The organism is Rhodococcus zopfii NBRC 100606 = JCM 9919 (assembly GCF_001895025.1).
Taxonomy (GTDB): domain Bacteria; phylum Actinomycetota; class Actinomycetes; order Mycobacteriales; family Mycobacteriaceae; genus Rhodococcus; species Rhodococcus zopfii.
In genome coordinates, this window is record NZ_BCXI01000053.1 from 26,662 (window position 1) to 46,888 (window position 20,227).

Consider the following 20,227-nt stretch of genomic DNA (forward strand, 5'->3'; position numbering starts at 1 on the left):
GACACGTCCATGATGACAAGCTACTGACATGACGTCAACAGCGCGTCGGTGGACCTCCCCCGGCTGGATGTCGCGATTCACTCCGTCGTGCTCGAGCGACTGTCCTGATCTGCGACAACCCTCCTCCGCATGGGATCCATACAGTGACCTCAGTCACCGCAGCACTACGAATCGAGGCCTCTCATGACCGCCGATCTCACGGCAACTCCCACGTTTCGCGAGGCGATGGCACGCTTCCCCAGCGGGGTCACCATCGTCACCACGGTGGACGAACAGGGTCGCCAGCGCGGCTTCACCGCCAGCTCGTTCTGCTCGGTGTCGATGGATCCGCAGTTGGTCCTGGTATGCCTCGCTACCAGCGCCGAATGCCATGACAGCTTCGAACGTGCCGAGACCTGGCTGATCCACATCGCGGGGATGGAGCATGAGGAAATCGCGCGAAGGTTCGCCACTCGAGGTGCCGACAAGTTCGCCGGAAACGACTTCACTCCGCACACGTCGGGACTGCCACACCTTGCAGATGCGCCCGTCGTTCTCGAATGTCGAGCGTATGCCCGCCACCCCGGTGGTGATCACACCATCCTTGTCGGCGAGGTCGTGTCGGTCAGGCTCGGCGATCGCGCGCCGGTCGTCTACTACGACCGAACCTTCAACCCTGTGCCAACCTCTGGCGAGAACTGACCGACTCTTAGCAATATCCCTGTCCGAAAGGAGATCACTGTGACGATATCGACGATCGAGACGGCACTGGACGAACTTCGAGCTGGCCGGATGGTAGTTGTGGTGGACGACCCGGGCCGCGAGAACGAAGGTGATCTCATCGGTTGCGCGGCCACAATCACCGAGGACCAGGTCGCGTTCATGGTCCGTCACAGTACGGGCATCCTCTGCGCCCCGATGTCCGCAGCGCGCGCTGAGAGACTGAAGCTGCCTCAGATGGTCGGCGAGAACACCGATTCCCACTACACCGCATTCACCGTCACGGCCGACCACAACAACACTACGACCGGGGTGTCCGCAGCCGACCGGGCTCTTACTCTTCGAGCCCTCGCCGATCCCGATTGCCACGCGACAGACCTGCGTCGGCCGGGTCATGTATTCCCTCTCGTCGCCCGCGCCGGGGGCGTTCTCGAGCGCGCCGGACACACCGAGGCGGCGGTCGACCTGCTGACGCTGGCGGGATTGCCGACAATCGGAGTGATCGGTGAGATCGTCGAGGACTCCGGCGCGATGCGCGCAGGCCAATCGCTCGACGACTTCGTCGACGAGAACCAACTGGTCAAGATCACCATCGCCGATCTCATCGAGTACCGGCGTGCTCGGGAGTCGTCGGTCGTGGCGACGGGCAGTGCAGAGTTGCCGACAGAATTCGGGCCTTTTCGCGCCCACGCCTACCGTGCCACCGACGACGGAACGGAGCATCTCGCGCTGACCGTCGGAGACCTGGCCGCGTACAAGGACAACCCCGCTGGAGTGCTGGTGCGCGTGCACAGCGAGTGTCTCACCGGCGATCTCGCCGGGTCACTGCGCTGCGACTGCGGTGTCCAGTTCCGTGAATCGATGCGCCGCATCGCCGCGGAAGGGGTCGGAGTCCTGGTGTATCTGCGTGGACATGAGGGCCGTGGGATCGGGCTCGGCCACAAGCTCCGCGCATACACCCTACAGGAGAACGGCGCGGACACGGTCGAGGCCAACGAGGCGCTGGGGCTTCCTGTCGACAGCCGGGACTATCGCGTCGGAGCGGAGATCCTTGTCGATCTCGGTGTGCGCCGAATGCGCTTGATCACCAACAATCCCGACAAGTACACCGGGCTCGACGGCTTCGGCCTCGAGATCGCCGAACGGGTGCAGTTACCGGTGCACACCACACCGGAGAACGTCGCCTACCTTCGCACCAAACGCGACCGGATGGGGCATCTGCTCGATATTCCCCCGGCCGTCGGAACCTGACGACAGCCCCTGTCGCCCCGACACATCGGGGGCGGCGGCCTGGAACTCGTACAGTTCCGAGCCGCCGCCCCGATGCCGTTCCGACGTGGTGATACTACATCGACACACCACCGTCGACCGGCAGGACCACACCGGTAATGTAGCTCGCCTCGTCCGAGGCGAGGAACGCGACAGCCGCAGCCATCTCCGAGGGATCAGCGAACCGGCCCAGCGGAACCGTCGCAGTCATCTCCGCGAGGCGGTCAGCGGGGATCGCCGCCACCATCGCGGTCGCCGCGTTCGGAGAAATAGCGTTCGCTGTGATACCGAATCGTGCGGTCTCCTTGGCGACAGTCTTGGTGAAGGCGATGATGCCTCCCTTGGCGGCCGCATAGTTGGCCTGGCCGACATTGCCGTGCATACCGGTGTAGGACGTGACATTGACGATCCGACCGAAGCCGGCTTTGCGCATATGCGGCACCACCGCGCGCGTGACGTTGAAGGTTCCGCCCAGGTGAACGTCGAGTACAGCCTTCCACTGGTCGTCGGTCAGCTTCCACACCACCGAGTCCCGAGCGATGCCGGCATTGTTGACGACCACGTCCACCGAGCCCCAGGTATCGACGATGATGCCGACTCCTGACCCGACCGATGCCGGATCGGCCACGTCCATCGCAACCGGAAGCAGGGTCGCCGAGGGCGAGCCCCACGCCTTTTCCAGTTCGGCGGCGTCGCGATCGGCGACCGCGACGCGCGCCCCCGCAGCATGGAAGTACTCGGCGATTGCTTTGCCGATGCCCTGGGCCGCTCCGGTGATGAGCACCGTCCTACCCGAGAAGTCGCAGGTCAAGTTCATTCGAGGCTCCTTGCACAGTTGATCAGAAGATGGTGTAGCCGCCGTCGACGACGACTTCGTTGCCGGTGTGGAATGTCAGGGTCGGATCGGCAAGAAACGCTGCTACAGAGTGGAATTCGTCTGGGGTGGCCCAGCGTCGAACCGGAGTGCGCTTTGTGGTTGCCTCCACGAGGCGCTGGTTCTCTCGGAGGTGTTCGTTCATCGGGGTGGCTACCCATCCGGGGATGAGGATGTTGCAGCGGATCTTGTTGCGTGCGAACTCCACTGCGAGTGTGCGACCGATGGCGCTGGTTCCGGATTTGCTGGCGGCGTAGGCGGCCTGACCCGCACCCCCGTAGCGGGTGATAGTCGACGAGACGATGACCATCGCTCCGCCCTCGCCTCGTTCGACGAGATAGCGTCCCACTTCCCGGGTCGTCAGGAATGTCCCGTCGAGGTTGGTGCGAATCACCCGGTGCCAGTCGTCCAACGAGGTCTCGAGATAAGGCTTCTCGTCGGCGATCCCGGCGTTGGCCATCAGGATGTCGATCCGACCCATCTTCTTTACCGTGTCGGCGACCGCACGACGCACGTCATCTTCGCTGCCGATGTCACAGGCGATGGCTTCCGCGCGGACCCCGTGGGTGCGCAGGGTCTCGACGGCCGAGATGCTGCGTTCGACGTTGCGCGCCCAGATCACGATGTCGGCGCCGGCCCGGGCCAGTCCCTCGGCCAGGCCCAGGCCTATGCCACCGTTGCCGCCCGTCACGACGGCGACACGGCCGGTCAGGTCGGTCATCGGATGTCCTCCAAGGTCGGAAGGGGGAGATTGATCAGGCCGGCGAGGTGGATTCTGTGAATGTCCGGTCCACCGAACATCAGCATTGAACTCTTGGCGCGCTTGAGATAGAGGTGCGCGGGATGCTCCCAGGTGAATCCGATGCCGCCGTGCAGCTGCACGTACTCTTCCGCCGCACGCACGGCCACCTCGGAGCACCACGAGTGCGCAACGGCAGCAGCGACATCGAGATCGTCACTGCCGGCGGCGAGGCAGTCCGCGGCGTACCGCGCTGCGGCCCGCGCTTGGTTGATCTGGACCCACAGGTCGGCCAGGCGGTGTTTGAGAGCCTGATACGAACCGAGAATCCGGCCGAACTGGCGTCGCACGCCGAGGTACTCGACCGTGGCTGCGAGGCAATGTTCGGCAAGTCCGAGCTGTTCGGACGCCAGGAGCGCGGCGCCCGCCCGCAGCGCTGCCGCGGTCGCCGCGCCGGCAGGGCGGGAACTCTCCAGACGCTGAGCTGGTGCCGAGTCGAACTCGATGTCGACCAGTGGCCTGGTCTCATCGAGGGAGACCACCGGGGTACACCGCACGCCTGGAGCGGCCACCTCGACGAGGTAGGTGTCCTCGCCGACAGGCACGAGCAGTGTGTCCGCGGCGGAGGCGTCGGCGACGGTCGCCACGGTGCCGGTGAGGGTGGAGTCGGTGGCTGTGACGGTCGATTCCTGTACGCGGAACCACGGCGCGCCGGCCGAGACCGCCACTGCAGCGATCGTCTCGCCAGCGGCCATCTTCGTCAACAGGTCGGTGGCACCGATCTGCTGGGTGTAGACGGTCGCGACGACTGCGCTGCCCAGGTAGGGCACCGGCACGATGGACCGGCCCAGTTCCTCGAGCACCACGGCGGTTTCACGCCAGCTCGCTCCTGCGCCGCCGATGTCCTCGGGTAGCGCCAGTGCTGCGCCGCCGACGTCGACGGCGAGTGTGCGCCACAGGGCGCGGTCGAGGGAGCTTTCCGACTCGGTGAGAGCAAGAACTGAGGTCCAGTCGCAGCCCTTGTCCAGGACGTCTCGGACGGTTTCGCGAAGGAACTCTTCCTGCTCGGAGTACAGCAGGTCCGAGGCAAGACGCTCGGTGCTGGTAGTGGTCATCGGGGCAGCTCGTTCCATGCGGTGGTGGTATCGGTGCGGATTTCTGTGGGCAGCCCGAGGATTCGTTCGGCGATGATGTTGCGCATGATCTCCGAGGTGCCGCCCTCGATCGAATTGCCCTTGGTACGTAGGAATCGGTAGCCGGGCGGGCGACTGTGTTCCTCATCGAGGTTGGGGCGACGGAATGTCCAGTCGTCGAACCGTAGCCCGCGGTCGGCGAGGAGATCGAGCTCGAGACTCGAGACTCGCTGCGCGAGTTGAGAGTATGCGAGCTTGGACCCGGACCCTTCGGGCCCGGGAGTCCCGGTCACCGCCTGTTGCCGTAGTCGTTCGGTAGTCAGTCGCATGGTCTCGGCTTCGACCCACAGCTGCAGCACCCTGTCGAACGATCCGATCGTGCGGTGTGTCGTGTCCTGACGCCATAGGTCGGCGAGGAATCCGATCGGTCCTCCCTCCCGCGGCGCGGCGCCGGCACCGATGGCAACGCGTTCGTTCATCAGCGTCGACTGGGTAACTTTCCACCCTGCACCGACCTCGCCGAGCCTGTTTCGGTCCGGTACACGAACGTTGTCGAGGAAGACCTCGTTGAATTCCGCTTCGCCGGTGAGCTGACGCAGCGCACGGACGTCGACGCCCGGCGATCGCATATCGCAGACGAAATAGGTCAGACCGCGGTGTTTGGGCACCGTGGGATCGGTACGGGCGATGAGCAGTGCCCAACTCGCTTCGTGGGCGAGCGATGTCCAGACCTTCTGTCCGTTGACGACCCAATCAGCACCGTCGGGAACAGCCCTGGTTGCCAGTGATGCAAGGTCGGATCCCGCGGACGGTTCGCTGAAGAGCTGGCACCAGACTTCCTCGCCCGTCCACAGCGGTCGCAGCCACTGTCGCTGCTGCTCTGCGGTGCCGTGGGCGAGAATGGTCGGCGCTGCCATACCGAGCCCGATCACGTTTCGGTGGGGTGCGTTGTCCGGCGCACCCGCGGCCTCGAGTGCCTTGTCGACGATCGACTGAGCGGTGATGTCGAGACCGAGGCCGCCACAGCCAACCGGGTATTGCACCCACGCCAGGCCTGCATCGAATCTCGCGCGGAGGAAGTCTATCCGGGGCGTGGTGGCCGGATCGTGCGCGGACAGGAAGTCCGCTACATACGCAGCAAGACTCCCTTCGGTGACGGAATCGCCGGCGGAGACCGCGGCGTCGGTTGTGGTGTCAGTCATTCGGCTCGAATCCTTCTGTCAGCGATGTCGCCCTGACTGTCACACGGATCCATGGTGGTCGGATGTCGCGCTCTGACACACGTGCACTGTGGTGCAGACTGCGACATCCGGTCCGCTTCGTGCTCACTACCGTCGTCGAGCAAGACAACGATCGGAGACGAAGACATGACGACATCACCGGCGGTGTTCGCCACCCCGGGCGACCTGGTCAGCGCGGCGGGAATCACGCTGCCCGCCACAGAATGGATGGTCGTTGACCAACAGTGCATCGATACGTTCGCCGATGCCACAGGCGACCACCAGTGGATTCACGTCGATGCCGATCGAGCGGCAACCGGACCTTACGGCAGCACCATCGCGCACGGGTACCTGACCTTGTCGTTGGTCGGCCCACTGGTCGCCGACGCACTGTCGGTGCCCGGGGCTTCCTCGGTGGTCAACTACGGGCTCGAGAAGGTCCGATTCCCGGCGCCTGTCCCGGTGAACTCGCGGATCAGGTTGTCCTCCACCATCGCCTCCGCGAACAAGGTAACCGGTGGGGTCCAGGTCGCGATCGAGGCAGTGGTCGAACGCGAGGGCGCCCCGAAACCGGCATGTGTGGCGATCGTGGTCTATCGGTTCCTCGACTGATCCAGTTCGCAACCTCTCACTCATTCACTCTCGGAAGGATCGACAACCCATGACAGTGACCGGATCAGAGGGTGGGCGTGCGGCACCAGTAGCCGTTGTTGGCCTGGCCTCGACGCCGTTCCTCCCCGAACACGATGCCGTTCTCGACGAACTCGTCTACGACGTGGTGTCGCGAGCACTTGGCGAGGCAGCTTTGCGCAAGCAGGATATCGGCCTCTCCGTGACCGCGTCGATGGACATCTACGACGGTCGCAGCATCTCCGCGGGGATGACCAACTCCGCCTCCGGCGGATACCTGTCCGACTCGTACCGCCTCGAATCCGACTCGGGAACAGCGATTCTCTCCGCCGCTGAGGCGATCGCCTCCGGTGAGGTGGAAGTGGCTGTCGCCGTAGGCGTTTACAACCCGGAGACCGCGGCACACGGCACCGAACGTCGTGCCTTCGTCGAGCAGATCTCGAACCTGGCGTTCGACCCCCATTTCGCCCGTCCGGTGGGCCTGACCGCCGAGACGACATACGCGCTGCACACGGCGTGGGCACTCGAGAACAACCGCACCCTCGCCGAGTTGGCGGATCTGACTGCGGCGGAGATCAACAAGTCGGTCGGGCACGCCCGGTCGGCCCGCCAGGAGCAGGTCACCGGGGCCGCTGTCCTTGCTGCGCCGCGCGCGAACGGCGCCCTCACCGAGCTGATGCTGCCTGCCCACAGCGCCGGCGCCGTGGCCGTCGTCCTCGCTTCGCCTGCCCGGGCGGCGCGCCTGCCCGGACGCAACGCGCTGATCACTGGGTTTGGACGTGGGACCGGCAGCTACCTGAGCGGTACCCAGTGGCTGACCGACGTCGGTGCCTCCACCCGCCATGCAGCCCAGACGGCATATCGCACTGCGGGCGTCACCGCCGCCGCCGAGCAGATCGACCTCGTCGAGTTCACAGCGCCGACCGCCAGCATGTACCACCCGCTGCTCGAGGCACTGGGCCTGGATGGGTTGGCTGCCGACCGCGTCAACACCTGGGGATCTGCGGCCGGTGTGTATCCCGGCCTGGCCAACGGCGCCGCGCGGCTCGTGGACGCCGTCGACCGTCTCGGTGAAGCGGCCGGCGGTACGACCGCAGTGGTGCATTCGGTCGACACCGTCACCGGTGCTGTCGCACTCGACAGCACCGTCCTCGTCGTACAGGGAGTGTGAGATGGCTCGACACGCAGTGGTCGCCGGCGTCGGTATCACAGAGGCCACGTCCCCACGCAAACAACAGTTCTCGTACATCGAGCTGTGCCAGCAGGCGGCATGGCGGACGCTTGAGCATTCCGGTGCGACACCGCAGAGCATCGATGCCATCGTGGTCGGCAACATCGACGGGTTCGAGGGCACCGTGCTCGGCGGCAAGCACCGCTCGAAGTTCCTCGGTCTCGGTGCGAATATTCCGCTGACCGTCGTCAACACCGGAGGCACCACCGGCGGAAACCTGATGCAGGTTGCGGCGCGTATGGTCGCCGCCGGCACTCACGAGCGGGTCCTCGTCCTCGGCGGCCCGACGTTCTATGGTGTGCAGGATCTGCAGTCCGCGATCAACACCAACTCCCCCATGGTCGTCGAGCAGCCGCTGGGTATGGGTGGGTTTCACATGGGCGCGTTCGCCGCGAGCGCTTATCAGGCGCGGCACGAGATCAGCACCGCCGACCTCGCCGCCGTCGCGGTCGCCGACCACGAGAAGGCGTCGCGTAACCCGTACGCCCACCTGCGCTACACCCTGACGGTCGACGAGGTTGTCGGCGGTACGCCGCTGTCGTCTCCCCTCACCCAGCCGATGGTGTGCCCGGTATCGACGTCGGCCTGCGCCATGCTGGTGACCTCGGAGGAATCCGCGCGCTCGCTCAAGGCGACGCCTGCGGTGATCCGGGCGATGGGCACCTCGGGTGACCCGTACCTCGGCGGCGGCAAGGGCGACTTCGCCGTGATGGAGAACCTGGCGATGCTCGCGCGGCGGGTGTACGCGAAGGCCGGAATCCGCGATCCCTACCGCGAGTTCGACGTGGTCGAGGTGTTCGCTCCCTATGCGCACATGCAGCCGATGCAGCTCGAGGCCCTGCAGTTGTGCGCCGCTGGTAAGGGAATCGAGCTGATCAAGTCGCCGGAGAGCCGCCAGGGTGGAAGCCTGCCGATCAACCTGTCCGGTGGCCCCAAGTGCACCAATGCAGGCGTCGCGGGCGAGCTCGCGCCGTACGTGTACGTGGCCTGGCAGGTGATGGGCGACGCGCCGGAGGAGATCCGCGTCGACGGCGCCCGTACCGGGCTGGCCCACGGCACCGGAGGAACCTTCTTCCAATTCGAGAACCTGGCAGTATTCGAACGAACCGAGGAGCGCGCATCATGAGCGAGACCACCAGCACCATCGACCAGGCCGTGACGACGACTCCCGTGCATTGGGATCTTGACTACGACATTCACCTCGGGCAGACCTGGGGGCGGTTCATGCAAGGACTTCGGGAAAAGAAGATTCTCGCCAACACCGGAGCGAAGTCGACGAAGGTGTACGTCCCGCCGCAGGCGTACTGCGAGGACTCCTTCGAACGCAACGACGAGTGGGTTGAGCTCAGCGGTGAGGGCGACCTTGTCGTGTACACCGTGGTGTGGCAGGGATTCCGCGGCGGACCGAAGGCCCCGTATGCCATCGGAGGAATCCGACTCGACGGTGCCGACACCCTCCTGATGCACTACATCGTCGGTCTGGACTTCTCCGATCCCGCAGGCGTCCGGGCGCAGTTGCCGTCCGGTTCACGCGTGCGTGCGGTGTGGGCCGAGGAGCGCACCGGACAGATTCTCGACATCTCGCATTTCGAGCCGGCGGTCTGACCTGCCATCAACATGACTGTGGCCCCTCCTTCGGGAGGGGCCACAGTCATGTTCGGCAAAGGTGTCAGAGACGTTCGATGATGGTGGCGTTGGCCATGCCGCCGCCCTCGCACATCGTCTGCAGACCGTAGCGTCCGCCGTTGTTCTCGAGGTTGCCGATCATCGTGGTCAACAACCGGGTACCCGAGGCACCGAGGGCGTGGCCGAGCGAGATCGCACCGCCGCTCGGGTTGAGCTTCTTCGGATCGCTGCCGAGATCCTTCTCCCAGCAGAGCGGAACCGGCGCGAAGGCTTCGTTGACCTCGTAGGTGTCGATGTCGTCGATGCTCAGGCCGCTACGTTCGAGGACCTTGCGAGTGGCCGGGATGACTCCGGTGAGCATGTACAGCGGGTCGCTACCCATAACCGCGAAGGAATGGAAGCGAGCGCGCGGGGTCAGCCCGAGTTCGGCCGCCTTCGTCGCCGACATGATCAGGACCGCGGACGCGGCGTCTGTGAGCGGCGAGGAGTTGCCCGGTGTGATCGACCAGTTGATCTGCGGGAAGCGCTCGTCGAACTCCGGTCGTGCGAACGACGGCTTGAGACCTGCGAGTCCTTCGGCGGTGGTGCTCGCGCGCAGCGTCTCGTCGGTGTGGTGGATCGTACCGTCCGGAAGCGTGATCGGAATCAACTCGCGTTCGAATCGGCCGGCGAGCTGCGCCTCGTGGGCAAGGCGGTGCGAACGCGCGGCGTACTCGTCGAGGGTGGCGCGGTCGAGTCCCCACTTGGCCGCGATGAGCTCGGCGGACACACCCTGGTTGACCAGCCCGTCCGGGTACCGGTCGGACAGCGGCCCGACGGTGGGATCTTGTCCCTGTGAGCTTGCGCCCATCGGGATGCGGCTCATCGACTCGACGCCGCACGCGACGACGATGTCGTACGCGCCCGCGATGACACCCTGAGCGGCGAAGTGCGCGGCCTGTTGACTGCTGCCGCACTGGCGGTCGACGGAGGTTCCCGGGACGGACTCGGGAAGCCCGGCGCGCAGCGATGCGGTGCGTGCGATGTTGAGGGCCTGCTCACCGGTCTGCGACACGCAGCCGGCGATCACGTCGTCGATCAGGGCGGGATCGAAGTCGTTGCGATCGAGCAAGGCAGTGAGGGTCTGCGAGAGCAGGTCGGCGGGATGCACGCTCGAGAGTGCCCCTCCTGCTTTTCCGCGTCCGGAACCGGTCCGGACGGCGTCGACGATGACAGCATCGATGGTCACGAGAAATCTCCTAGTTTTCTGTCTTCTGGATGGGTTGTTCAGGCGGCGCTCTTGCGCTATGCCGTGTTTCAAAAGTGGCGACTATCGGACATCGACCCGATGGGGGCGTGTGTCGGTGCTGCGAAACACAGTGAGGGACAACTAGTTGGGTGATTGATCTACGGCGCCGATATCGCCAACTCCTCGAGCCGCTCAGAGGACCGGCTGGTTTTCATCCCGAGTTCGATGAGGATGTCGGCAGCACTCGACCGCCGAAGGGTCCCCACGTCGTGCGCACTCGACCAGTTCTTGGTCATGGGGTTCACACGCTCCCGCTCCTGGTGTCAATAGGCACACTGATCAGCGGACCAAGCAACCTGCCCGAGTCGACGGCGTCGATCCGCGGACGATGAGCACCACACTCCGCCTGCACCTCCTCGACGTAGTCCATCAGCGCTCCTCTACAGGCGAATGACGCGAGCCAAGAGACTGAGCTATCGGCGCCGTCGATTCATACGACTGCGCAGGTATGAGAATGCCCATCCTGCCAATCAGGCCCCGCGTCAGCGCGCCCACCGCTCGAGTCTGGATCTCCAATGCCGCATCGACAACGGATAGCGCAATCACAGCCGGACAGCCGATCCACAGCGGAATCCTCATCTCCTCTGGAAATCCCATCTCTTTGAAACACGCCCTATTCGTCATGCGTGCCACAGGTTCGGGCCCGGCCGGGTCAACAGCAAGCGCGGGACTACCACGGTGCGCTCGAGTTCAGTCAGTGCAACGGTCTGGTCGGCGACGTCGCGGGCAGTGATCATCTCCGCCGGGGCGATCTTGTCGGCCAAGCCCGAGGTCATGTCGGTCGCGACGTAGCCCGGGCACACGGCTACACCGGAGACCCCGTGCGCGTACTCCTCGACGGTCAGCGTCTCGCACAACGAGATCAGGGCGGCCTTGGTCGCGCCGTACGCGGAGTTGAGAGGTTCGGCACTGACCCCGGTCATCGAGGCCATTGCGATCACCCGCGCCCCTTTCGAGGAGAGGCCGCCAGTGGTACGCAGCGTCGGAAGCAGTTGCTGGATCAGCTGGTACGCCGACCGAACGTTGACAGCGAAGAGTTTGTCGAGGCGCCGCAGAGGAAACTCAGCGAAAGGCCCAATCGCTCCCATCCCGGCGTTGAGGACAAGTGCATCGGCGCGCCCGAACGTGTCAACGTGCTCGCGAGCGAGGCGTTCGACCGCCGCCTCGTCCGACATGTCAGCCGCCACTGCGACGATGCGGCGTCCGGTGTCGGCGGCGAGGACATCGGCAAAGCCCTGCAACGACTCAGGCTGACGAGCACTGACGGTCAGATCCCAGCCTCGCTCGGCGAGGGTGCGAGCGATCAGGGCACCGATGCCTCGGCTCGCCCCGGTGACGAGGGCGGCCCGGGTGCCGTCGGCGGTCATCGGGGCGCCATTCGGATCGCGCCGTCGAGGCGGATCGTCTCACCGTTGAGCATGGCATTTTCGACGATATGCCGAACCAGGCTCGCGTACTCGGCCGGTCGGCCCAGTCGTGACGGATGCGGAACCTGAGCTTCCAGCGATGCGCGGGCGGTGTCCGACAGGCCCTTCAGGATCGGCGTTTCGAACATGCCGGGGGCAATCGTCATGACGCGGATCAGCCTGTCCGCCAGATCTCGTGCGATCGGCAGGGTCATGCCGACGATGCCACCTTTGGACGCCGAGTAGGACGCTTGCCCGATCTGACCGTCGAAGGCGGCGACAGAGGCCGTAGTGACGATGACCCCACGCTCACCGTCGATCGGCTCGGTGGCCGCGATGGCAGAAGCGGCGAGACGAATGACGTTGAAGGTTCCGATGAGGTTGACCTCGACGACACGGCGGAAGCGCTCAATGTCGAGCGGGCCCTTGGAGCTCAATGTCCGCGCCGGATCTCCGATTCCGGCACAGTTGACGACGATCCGCAGATCACCCCACCCTGCGGCAATGTCAACAGCGGGCCCCACCTGATCGGCTTCACGAACGTCCGCCCCTATGAATCGAACCGCATCGCCCAGGCTGTGCAGACCGCGCAGATCCGCTGAGGGTAGGTCAAGTGCAACCACACGGGCGCCGGCGGCGACGAGCTCTGCTGTGGTGGCCAGGCCCAGGCCGGAGGCGCCGCCAGTAACGAGGGCAACGGTGTCGGCAGTGATGATCATCGGGCGGTGTCCATCCATTCGATGTGTGCAGCAACGGTTCCTGTATCCGGCTGGTACCAGCCCTTGAGCTGGGCGTAGTCGAGCATTGAGGCAAAGCTGGACTCCCATTCCGGCGACGGTGTTGCCTTCAGGGCAGCCCGAGCGGTGTCCCGCAAGGCGGTGACGTCCAGACGGACAGCCTCTGGCGTGGAGTCTGGGGCGGCGAGCTTCACGGACACCAGGGCGTCGACGATCGCAGTGGGCGACTGGCTGGTGTTCGCGATGATCGATAGGCGACGAAAGTCATCAGGTTCCTGAACTGTTGGTGGAACCGTGGGCTTCACCTCTATGTACATCTTGTCTCCCGGTTGTGAGCTGGTGCTTCAAGCCTCACACCGGGTGCAGGCCTGCGGTCGTCGCATTTCGATACGCAGTCATCAGTACTTGATGCGATCAGGGTTACTTCGCGACCCACCTATGTGTTGGGCGTCACCTTCGACACTTGTGGACTCGCGCTTTCGGGGCTTAGGAGTGCGCGGACACACGGCTCACTGGCCGCGCGTATCCCACGGAGTAACGGATGCGTCTTCTTCGCGCGATCAACGAAGCGCGACGCCTCCCAGGCCGGAAAGGGCGGTTCGGGTGGCCAGACAATCGTCCGCTACGGCAAGCGGATGCAAACCGCCGTCGCCGTTGGTGCAACGTTCACAACGTCACGGCGACGGCGTGAGCAGAACTGTTGCCGTCGGGACGTGCTCGTTCACGAGTCTCGGGAGGTGTCGGAAACGGCGGACTGTTGCTCCGCGTCACTCCTGACGCATCGCTGACCTTGCGCGTGCGGCCGACGCGTGCCTGGTTGACCGAGCCAGGGACGCGTGTTCGTATCAAAGCGACCTCGGGCAAGGAGTACCGGTTTGCGAAAGCCGCGTGCGGGCGGTGGCCGAACTGGTCCGATGAGGCGCGCCTCTTCCCACTGTCAATAGCTTCGAGGAAGACCCAGCATTCGACGTGAGATGTAGTTGAGGATCATCTCGTTGTTGAGCGGAGCGACCCGCAGAATTCGAATCATCGGGTAGAGGGTGATGATGTCGGTGTCCTCATCGAACCCGGACCCGCCGTGCGTCTGTATTGCCGCGTCGATCGCACGATACGACGCTTCCGAGGCGAGGTACTTCGCGATGTTGGCGTCGTCAGCGGCATCCTCTCCGCGGTCGAATCCCTCTGCGGCGCGGTAAGTCATCGCGCGGGCTGCGTCGAGATGCGCTTTCGCTGCAGCGAGTGGGTGTGAGACTGCTTGATACGACCCGATCGGCGAACCCCATGGGCTCCGTGCGCGCGCGTAGCCAACTGCTTTGTCCAGTGCGAGCCGGCCGAGTCCCAGTGTCCACGCAGCGATGACGACGCGTTCGGCATTCAAGGAGTCGAACATCGCGGCCAACCCGTGTCCGGCCTCTCCGATGAGTGAATCCGATGGCAGGGTGACGTTGTCGAACCACACGCTGAACTGGCGCTCCGGGGCCTTCCAATCGATATTCATCGGCTGCATCGTTACTCCTGGGGTGTCCCGTGGAAGCACGAAGACCGACATACCCTCGGTCTTGTTCGCGGGGTTCGGGGGAGCCGTCCGTGCAACGACCATGATGTGGCTGGCCTGGTCCGCACCGGAAATGAACACCTTCTGCCCGTTGAGGACATAACGCCCGTTCTCATCGTGGTGCGCGAAGGTACGCATCTCGAAACTGTTCGTTCCCGCGTCAGGTTCGGTGATCGCGAAACAGAATGTCTGTTCTGCCTCCAGTGTCGGGGTAACGTATCGCTCGATCTGTGCTGGCGTTCCGTGTCGAACAACTGCCTGCCTGGCGAACGACGTCAGCGAGAACAGCATGGGCGGAGTGCCCGCGTGGCTCATCTGTTCCATGATCGCGGCCGTGGCGACGAGCCCGCCTCCTGCCCCTCCGATTTCCTCGGGCACACCGAGCGCAAACAAACCTTGCTCGGCCATCGCCTTGTACATCTCGATCGGCGCCCGGTTCTCACGGGCACAATCCAGGTAATAGCGTCTGTCCCATCGTTTTGTGACCCCCTCGACTGCTTCGTGAACAGCCGCGAGCAACTCGTTCGATTCGTTCATGGTTTTACCTCTCATCGGTTTCGGCAGGAAAGGCCGAAGTCCCCGCCGAGTGCAAGGTTGCGTACCCTTGTGGCGTGCTCGTCCGAAACCTCTTTTCGGAAGGGGCCCGAGCGGGAAGGGTCGAAAACGTGGTCAACGTCAAAGGTCCCTGTACCGCGGGAGACGCTTTTCCGCAAAGGCTTTGGGCCCCTCAGTTGCGTCCGGCCCACGAAGTACTCGTTCGTTCAATGCGAACTCCAAAGCGAACCGCGGCTCGTTCGACAAACTGCGCACGGCAATCTCCTTCGCCGTCTGCACAGCAGACGGCGAGTTCTGCGCTATCCGTGTAGCGATCTCGCGCGCTCGCGCACGGACGTCGACTCCGACCGGCACCACTTCCGACACAAGACCGTGTCGGCCGGCCTCCGCGGCATCGATATGGTCACCTGTCAGAAGAAGCTTCATAGAAATCGCCCACGGAATCTGCTGCGGGAGGCGAACGTGGGTACCTGCACCCGGAACCAGTCCCCACCGGACCTCGGGAAGACCGAACGTTGCTGTCGCCGAAGACACGCGAATGTCCGTGCCTAGCAGTATTTCCAGCCCACCGGCGAGGCAGAGCCCGTTCACGGCCGCAACTATCGGCTTGTAGCAGTCCGAGAAGAACCGCTTCGTGGGGTCCGGGACCAAAATTGACAGCTCGCCTCTCGTCAGGCGTGGGATCAGTTCAGTGAGATCGCCGCCGGCACAGAACGCCTTCTCCCCCGCACCGGTCAACACGATCGAACGGACCGCACGATCGTCTACCGCAGCCGCTACCGCGTCAACGAGCCCTCGCAGCAGCCGCACATTGATGGCGTTGAGCGCGGTCGGCCGGTCGAGGATGATCGTCGCGACCTCTCCGACGACCGAGTAGCGAACATCCCCGTCAGTTGAGCGTGATTCGAGCGTGCGGCTGTCTTGCGCCACTGGACCTCCCTGATCGACGTTTCGGAAGATTACGAGAAAGCCGTGAAGGACTGGTGTCGCAAACCGCAACACCCTTCGCAGGTTCCGGTCATGTCGCGATTCGGGACAACATCGTGGACTCGTGCCGCCCTAGGGTCACCGATCATCGCGTCGACCCCTCCGGGTCACAGAGAACGCGCTGGGAAACCCCTTGGAGGAGATCTACGTGAACATCGTAACGTTGTTGCGTCGCGTCGCTGGGCGCGACTCCTCACGACTCGCACTCGCGCATGGTGATTCGACGATGACCTACGGTCAGCTCTACGAGAAGGCTGCACGTTTTGCGGCCTTTCTGGTGGACCACGACCTTCAGCCAGGTCAGCGCGTGGGTCTCTTCATGCACAATCAGCCTGAGTGGATCGTTTCCCTTCTCGGTATATGGCAAGCAGGTGGAGTGGCAGTCCCGTTCAACTATCTCTTCCATCCATCCGCATTACGTCACGCGGCACAAGATTCAGACATCCGATGGATGGTCACCACCGCAGGTGATGTCGATCGAGTGCACGAATCTGTACATGGAACCGTTGCAGCGAACCGCATCATCTCAGTCGGTGCGGCCACCGGCGCTCGGGTCGCGTTTTCCGAGGCATTGACTACGGTGGCGCCGCTCGACTACGTGGTTCCACGAATGGACGGTGACGACGCCCTCTTGATGTACACCAGCGGATCCACCGGTAAACCCAAGGGAGTCCGGCAGTCCCACAGGAACACTGCAGCGATCGCCGAAGCCGAGACCGACTGCTGGTCGCTCACCGAAGACGATCACGCACTCATCTCCACACCATTGTTTCATGTCGGCGGCCTCCAACTGCTGGCGGTACCACTTCTCGCAGCCGGCGGCACCATCACTCTGCGCCGATGGAATGTCCAAGAGTGGCTCCGTGATACTGTTCGCCTTCGTCCCACCGTGGTCGCGCTGGTACCAGCGATGATGTTCGACATCATCAATGCACTCGAGGACGAGCACCTTTTGCTCGACTCCATCCGCGTATGCGCAATCGGTGGATCAGCCCTGCCACAGACGAAGCTTGCAGAGCTGACGAACGCCACCGGCATTGTCCCAGTCAACATCTACGGCCAGACCGAGCAGAGCGGCGTCTCGATCCTTCAACCGCTCGGTGAGTCCAGGTGCGAAGGATCACTGGGTAAGCCTCTCTCGCAGGTGGTCGAGATACGCATCGTGGCCGACACCCAGAACCGAGAGGCAGCACCAGGTGAAGTCGGCGAACTGTGGGTTCGAGGAGACACCGTCAGCCCAGGGTACTGGTGTTTGCCGGCCGCCAACTCCGCTCGATTCACCGCCGACGGATGGCTGCGCACCAACGATCTGGTACGACGCGACACTGTAGGGAATCTCTACTTCGTCGACCGGGCGGACGACATGATCATCAGTGGCGGCGAGAATGTCTATCCTCAGATGGTTGAATGTCACCTGATCGAATGCCCGCACATCAGAGAGGTCGCGGTCATCGGCACGCCGCACGATCGATATGGGCAACAAGTGACGGCGGTGATAGTTCCTACCAGTCCATCGGTAACAGTCGACGAGGTCACCGCGTTCTGTGCACAGAATCCCAATTTGCAGGGCCTTCAGCGGCCTCGGCGCATCGAGATCGTCGAGGAACTACCCAGAACTGCCACCAACAAAGTCGATCGACCGAAACTGAAGGCGACTCTCACACAGTGACAACCGCACCCTATGGACGCGGACCGAGGACTACGGAAGCAAAAGGAGCGGAACACCTCTCATGGAACTTGATCTGACCGACAAGATTGCACTGGTCACGGGCGGCGGCTCGGGCATCGGGGCGGCATGTGTCCGCGAGCTTATCGAGCTAGGCGCCACCGTCGTCAACGGCGACCTACAAACAAGCACTGCCCCGAGCGAGCGCCATACAAGCGGTCGAATCCACGAGATCTCGGTCGACGTATCCAAGCCAGACCAGGTCGAGGCCATGGTCGGCGAGATCGTCGACAGGTTCGGCCGGCTCGATATCGCGGTCAACAACGCAGGCGTGGGGATGCCGGTCAAGGCCACCGTCGACGACACCGCTGTCACCGAATGGACTCGGGTAACCGACATCAACCTCAACGGTGCGTTTTTGTGTACCCGTGCTGAGCTCAAGGTTATGAGCACGGGTGGCAGCATCGTCAACGTCGCGTCGGTGATGGGGCTCGTCGCCACGCGCGGTGCCAGCCCCTATGTCGCATCGAAGCACGGACTGATCGGACTGACCAAAGCCGCCGCACTCGACTGCGCCAACAAAGGCATACGTGTCAACGCCGTGGCTCCGGGCTTCATCGATACCCCGTTACTTCGAGGCAGAAGCGCCGAGCTCGAGGCAGCACACCCACTAGGTAGACTCGGAACGCCCTCCGAAATCGCTTCGGTGGTCGCTTTTCTCGCCTCGCCCGCAGCTTCGTTTGTCACTGGGGCCGTGGTGACTGCGGACGGCGGTTACACTGTTCGCTGATCCGGGCGCGCCGTGCCCGCGTGCCCTTCCGGCACGAGACGCTCTCTATTTCCAGAGGCGAAACGCACCCCTCGTCGTCGACAAGGGTGCGCCGATGCTGAGAAGTCGTTGGACGACCGGTTCCATGATGGCGTCGTCCCGCCGCTCACATCGGACAGCTCAGCTGAGTCCGCGGTATCGGTCGCGATCGTGACGGGTGCCGGTAATTGTCAACCTGTCTGAGACAGGCGGGTGGTGTTGATACCGGTCGGTCGAGGCAGCGGGGACGCCAACGGCCGACGCCGCAACCGCTGCGGGTGCCGGGCGTGGATCCGGTCGAGTCGGTCCTGCCGGCGTCGGTGGTCCTCGACGGCGGTGCCGAGGAACACCGACGCCGGGGTGTACCGCCCCAACCCGCTGTGGCGGTGCTCGAGGGCGTACCGGCCCATGAAGTCCTCGGTCCACCGCCGGGCATGGTCGATACTGTCGAACCGCGGCGGACACGACAGGTCGTACTTGACGGTCTTGAACAACGACTCGGAAAACGGGTTGTCGTCACTGACCCGAGGCCGTGAATAGGAGGGCAGCACCTGGTTGGCCTCGAGCGCGTCGAGCAACTCGAACGAACGCATCGAGGACCCGTTGTCGGCGTGCAGCACCTGCGGCGCCCCGAACACCTCGAACGCCTCGGTGAACATCTGCACCGCCGCGGCGCCGGTCTCGGCGTACTCGATACGCCAGGCCACCGGAAACCGCGAATACACGTCGATCACCAAATACAGCAGATACCGGTCCTGGGTGCGTGGGCCCCGCAGCTCGGTGATGTCCCACGACCACAACGCGCCCACCGCCGGGGCCGCCACGACCGGCTTGCGGCGACTGACCGCCGGGCCGGGGCTGCCGCTGCGGCTGCGACCACGGCGCCGGTCCCCGACCAGGTTCTGGGTGTGGGCCACCCGATAGAAACTCGACTGCGAACACTCCACCACACCCGCATCGAAGGACCGCCAATACAGTTGGCACACCGACAGATCCGTGTTCTCGTCGGCGAGAAGCACCTCGACGATGGTGTCCTTCTCGGCCGGTGACAACGCGGCCGGCTGCGGCCGATCCTTCTGAGGAACCGGATCGGGCACCGGCTGATAGTGCCGATACCCGCGGGCATCGCGGTAGTAACTGGCCCGTGGTATCCCCGTCAGCTCGCAGGCCTGCACGATCGAGACGCCAGCTGCGGCCAACTCGGTGACGGTGTCGGTCAGGACAGTTTTCTGCGCTCGAGCCACTGCGCGTACTCGCGGGCACTCATCAGCGACGGCGGGATCTGCGGCTCCTCGTTGGTCGAACTCTTGGTGATCCCATGCAAGAGTTCGAATGCTTTTCCCAGAATGTCCTGGGCTGCCTCGGCCTGCGCGACTTTCTCGCGGAGGCGTTCGTTTTCCTTGCGGAGCTTGGCGAGTTCCGCGCGGTCTCGACTGTCCAATCGGTCCCTCGAGTTGTCTGCTGCGGTCACCATCGACTCCTGCAAGTCTCCCGAATCCCGGGCTTGGATCCAACGCCTGACAGTATTGCGGTCGAGTCTGTTCTCGCGGAGCAGGCGGGTCTTGGCGCCGCGTTCGAGGCACTGGTCCCACTGCCGCAGGAACTCGATCCGATAGGCCATGGGATAGGCGGGTTTGCCGGTGCGGGTCCGCCCGACGGGGATGTCGATCATCTGGGTGCTCCGATCCCCACGCTGGTTGCCAGGTGTCTCACGATCATCCTGGCAACCAGCGGTGCACCAGCGCACTCGCACCAACCTCACCAACCTGAGCAACCTGAGCAATGCGACGTCCGGCGACCCGAC

General features: G+C 64.2%; 20 protein-coding genes. 8 read left to right on the top strand and 12 right to left on the bottom strand.

The features are described 5' to 3' along the window. Nucleotides 1-183: 183 nt before the first annotated feature. Nucleotides 184-681 carry a flavin reductase family protein gene (locus RZ1_RS26230; protein WP_072815551.1) on the top strand — a complete coding sequence of 166 codons (498 nt, stop codon included), beginning with the start codon at nt 184-186 and terminating at the stop codon, nt 679-681. Nucleotides 682-720: 39 nt separating this feature from the next. Continuing rightward, complete coding sequence (locus RZ1_RS26235) at nt 721-1,950, top strand: bifunctional 3,4-dihydroxy-2-butanone-4-phosphate synthase/GTP cyclohydrolase II (protein WP_372481606.1); 1,230 nt, start codon at nt 721-723, stop codon at nt 1,948-1,950. Nucleotides 1,951-2,044: 94 nt separating this feature from the next. Here RZ1_RS26235 and RZ1_RS26240 read toward each other — a convergent pair whose 3' ends face one another. Genes RZ1_RS26240 through RZ1_RS26255 form a run of 4 tightly spaced genes read right to left on the bottom strand, consistent with a single transcriptional unit; the run spans nt 2,045 to nt 5,916 of the window. Next, nucleotides 2,045-2,785, bottom strand: coding sequence for an SDR family oxidoreductase (locus tag RZ1_RS26240; protein ID WP_072815553.1), 741 nt, complete (start codon nt 2,783-2,785; stop codon nt 2,045-2,047). A gap of 22 nt (nt 2,786-2,807) precedes the next feature. Further along, nucleotides 2,808-3,563: an SDR family NAD(P)-dependent oxidoreductase gene (locus RZ1_RS26245; RefSeq protein ID WP_072815554.1), complete on the bottom strand. Its 756-nt coding sequence runs from the start codon at nt 3,561-3,563 to the stop codon at nt 2,808-2,810. Then, the gene (locus tag RZ1_RS26250) at nt 3,560-4,696 is read right to left on the bottom strand and encodes an acyl-CoA dehydrogenase family protein (protein ID WP_072815555.1); all 1,137 of its coding nucleotides are present in this window, start codon (nt 4,694-4,696) and stop codon (nt 3,560-3,562) included. The genes RZ1_RS26245 and RZ1_RS26250 overlap by 4 nt, the downstream gene beginning before the upstream one ends. After that, nucleotides 4,693-5,916: an acyl-CoA dehydrogenase family protein gene (locus tag RZ1_RS26255; RefSeq protein WP_072815556.1), complete on the bottom strand. Its 1,224-nt coding sequence runs from the start codon at nt 5,914-5,916 to the stop codon at nt 4,693-4,695. The genes RZ1_RS26250 and RZ1_RS26255 overlap by 4 nt, the downstream gene beginning before the upstream one ends. Nucleotides 5,917-6,081: 165 nt before the next feature. Between RZ1_RS26255 and RZ1_RS26260 the strand changes: the two genes are divergently transcribed. The 4 genes from RZ1_RS26260 to RZ1_RS26275 are packed head-to-tail and all read left to right on the top strand — an operon-like array spanning nt 6,082 to nt 9,400. Beyond that, on the top strand, nt 6,082-6,546 hold the full coding sequence (locus RZ1_RS26260; RefSeq protein ID WP_072815557.1) for a MaoC family dehydratase: 465 nt from the start codon (nt 6,082-6,084) through the stop codon (nt 6,544-6,546). Between the two features lie 49 nt (nt 6,547-6,595). After that, a complete protein-coding gene (locus RZ1_RS26265; RefSeq protein WP_072815558.1) occupies nt 6,596-7,735 on the top strand; it encodes a beta-ketoacyl-[acyl-carrier-protein] synthase family protein in 1,140 nt (379 codons plus the stop codon). Between the two features lies 1 nt (nt 7,736). Continuing rightward, nucleotides 7,737-8,921 (top strand): thiolase family protein, encoded by a 1,185-nt coding sequence (locus RZ1_RS26270; protein WP_072815559.1) that lies wholly within the window; start codon nt 7,737-7,739, stop codon nt 8,919-8,921. Then, the gene (locus RZ1_RS26275) at nt 8,918-9,400 is read left to right on the top strand and encodes a Zn-ribbon domain-containing OB-fold protein (protein WP_072815560.1); all 483 of its coding nucleotides are present in this window, start codon (nt 8,918-8,920) and stop codon (nt 9,398-9,400) included. Before RZ1_RS26270 ends, RZ1_RS26275 begins: the two co-directional genes overlap by 4 nt. A gap of 64 nt (nt 9,401-9,464) precedes the next feature. Here RZ1_RS26275 and RZ1_RS26280 read toward each other — a convergent pair whose 3' ends face one another. The 6 genes from RZ1_RS26280 to RZ1_RS26310 all read right to left on the bottom strand — a co-directional run bounded on the left by RZ1_RS26280 (nt 9,465) and on the right by RZ1_RS26310 (nt 15,892). Then, on the bottom strand, nt 9,465-10,649 hold the full coding sequence (locus tag RZ1_RS26280; protein ID WP_072815561.1) for a thiolase family protein: 1,185 nt from the start codon (nt 10,647-10,649) through the stop codon (nt 9,465-9,467). Nucleotides 10,650-11,329: 680 nt separating this feature from the next. Next, the gene (locus tag RZ1_RS26290; RefSeq protein WP_072815563.1) at nt 11,330-12,076 is read right to left on the bottom strand and encodes an SDR family NAD(P)-dependent oxidoreductase; all 747 of its coding nucleotides are present in this window, start codon (nt 12,074-12,076) and stop codon (nt 11,330-11,332) included. Continuing rightward, on the bottom strand, nt 12,073-12,834 hold the full coding sequence (locus RZ1_RS26295; RefSeq protein ID WP_072815564.1) for an SDR family NAD(P)-dependent oxidoreductase: 762 nt from the start codon (nt 12,832-12,834) through the stop codon (nt 12,073-12,075). Before RZ1_RS26295 ends, RZ1_RS26290 begins: the two co-directional genes overlap by 4 nt. Continuing rightward, nucleotides 12,831-13,169, bottom strand: a complete 339-nt coding sequence (locus RZ1_RS26300) for a hypothetical protein (protein ID WP_072815565.1) — start codon at nt 13,167-13,169, stop codon at nt 12,831-12,833. Before RZ1_RS26300 ends, RZ1_RS26295 begins: the two co-directional genes overlap by 4 nt. 620 nt (nt 13,170-13,789) lie before the next feature. Next, the gene (locus RZ1_RS26305; protein WP_072815566.1) at nt 13,790-14,944 is read right to left on the bottom strand and encodes an acyl-CoA dehydrogenase family protein; all 1,155 of its coding nucleotides are present in this window, start codon (nt 14,942-14,944) and stop codon (nt 13,790-13,792) included. Nucleotides 14,945-15,082: 138 nt separating this feature from the next. Beyond that, the gene (locus tag RZ1_RS26310; protein WP_083583927.1) at nt 15,083-15,892 is read right to left on the bottom strand and encodes an enoyl-CoA hydratase/isomerase family protein; all 810 of its coding nucleotides are present in this window, start codon (nt 15,890-15,892) and stop codon (nt 15,083-15,085) included. 205 nt (nt 15,893-16,097) lie between these two features. Here RZ1_RS26310 and RZ1_RS26315 point away from each other — a divergent pair, with 205 nt between their 5' ends. Then, the gene (locus RZ1_RS26315; protein ID WP_072815577.1) at nt 16,098-17,618 is read left to right on the top strand and encodes a class I adenylate-forming enzyme family protein; all 1,521 of its coding nucleotides are present in this window, start codon (nt 16,098-16,100) and stop codon (nt 17,616-17,618) included. 61 nt (nt 17,619-17,679) lie between these two features. After that, nucleotides 17,680-18,405, top strand: a complete 726-nt coding sequence (locus RZ1_RS26320; protein ID WP_072815567.1) for an SDR family NAD(P)-dependent oxidoreductase — start codon at nt 17,680-17,682, stop codon at nt 18,403-18,405. 209 nt (nt 18,406-18,614) lie between these two features. Here RZ1_RS26320 and RZ1_RS26325 read toward each other — a convergent pair whose 3' ends face one another. Both RZ1_RS26325 and RZ1_RS26330 read right to left on the bottom strand, forming a co-directional pair. After that, nucleotides 18,615-19,667, bottom strand: coding sequence for a DDE-type integrase/transposase/recombinase (locus RZ1_RS26325; RefSeq protein WP_072815568.1), 1,053 nt, complete (start codon nt 19,665-19,667; stop codon nt 18,615-18,617). Beyond that, nucleotides 19,640-20,095: a hypothetical protein gene (locus RZ1_RS26330; RefSeq protein WP_072815569.1), complete on the bottom strand. Its 456-nt coding sequence runs from the start codon at nt 20,093-20,095 to the stop codon at nt 19,640-19,642. Before RZ1_RS26330 ends, RZ1_RS26325 begins: the two co-directional genes overlap by 28 nt. Nucleotides 20,096-20,227 lie beyond the last annotated feature (132 nt).

Bases quoted from the DNA above. Each gene is read 5' to 3' on its own strand.
- RZ1_RS26230 (WP_072815551.1), top strand. From the start codon at position 184: ATGACCGCCGATCTCACGGCAACTCCCACGTTTCGCGAGGCGATGGCA.
- RZ1_RS26240 (WP_072815553.1), bottom strand. From the start codon at position 2,785: ATGAACTTGACCTGCGACTTCTCGGGTAGGACGGTGCTCATCACCGGA.
- RZ1_RS26245 (WP_072815554.1), bottom strand. From the start codon at position 3,563: ATGACCGACCTGACCGGCCGTGTCGCCGTCGTGACGGGCGGCAACGGT.
- RZ1_RS26250 (WP_072815555.1), bottom strand. From the start codon at position 4,696: ATGACCACTACCAGCACCGAGCGTCTTGCCTCGGACCTGCTGTACTCC.
- RZ1_RS26255 (WP_072815556.1), bottom strand. From the start codon at position 5,916: ATGACTGACACCACAACCGACGCCGCGGTCTCCGCCGGCGATTCCGTC.
- RZ1_RS26260 (WP_072815557.1), top strand. From the start codon at position 6,082: ATGACGACATCACCGGCGGTGTTCGCCACCCCGGGCGACCTGGTCAGC.
- RZ1_RS26265 (WP_072815558.1), top strand. From the start codon at position 6,596: ATGACAGTGACCGGATCAGAGGGTGGGCGTGCGGCACCAGTAGCCGTT.
- RZ1_RS26270 (WP_072815559.1), top strand. From the start codon at position 7,737: ATGGCTCGACACGCAGTGGTCGCCGGCGTCGGTATCACAGAGGCCACG.
- RZ1_RS26275 (WP_072815560.1), top strand. From the start codon at position 8,918: ATGAGCGAGACCACCAGCACCATCGACCAGGCCGTGACGACGACTCCC.
- RZ1_RS26290 (WP_072815563.1), bottom strand. From the start codon at position 12,076: ATGACCGCCGACGGCACCCGGGCCGCCCTCGTCACCGGGGCGAGCCGA.
- RZ1_RS26295 (WP_072815564.1), bottom strand. From the start codon at position 12,834: ATGATCATCACTGCCGACACCGTTGCCCTCGTTACTGGCGGCGCCTCC.
- RZ1_RS26300 (WP_072815565.1), bottom strand. From the start codon at position 13,169: ATGTACATAGAGGTGAAGCCCACGGTTCCACCAACAGTTCAGGAACCT.
- RZ1_RS26305 (WP_072815566.1), bottom strand. From the start codon at position 14,944: ATGAACGAATCGAACGAGTTGCTCGCGGCTGTTCACGAAGCAGTCGAG.
- RZ1_RS26320 (WP_072815567.1), top strand. From the start codon at position 17,680: ATGGAACTTGATCTGACCGACAAGATTGCACTGGTCACGGGCGGCGGC.
- RZ1_RS26330 (WP_072815569.1), bottom strand. From the start codon at position 20,095: ATGATCGACATCCCCGTCGGGCGGACCCGCACCGGCAAACCCGCCTAT.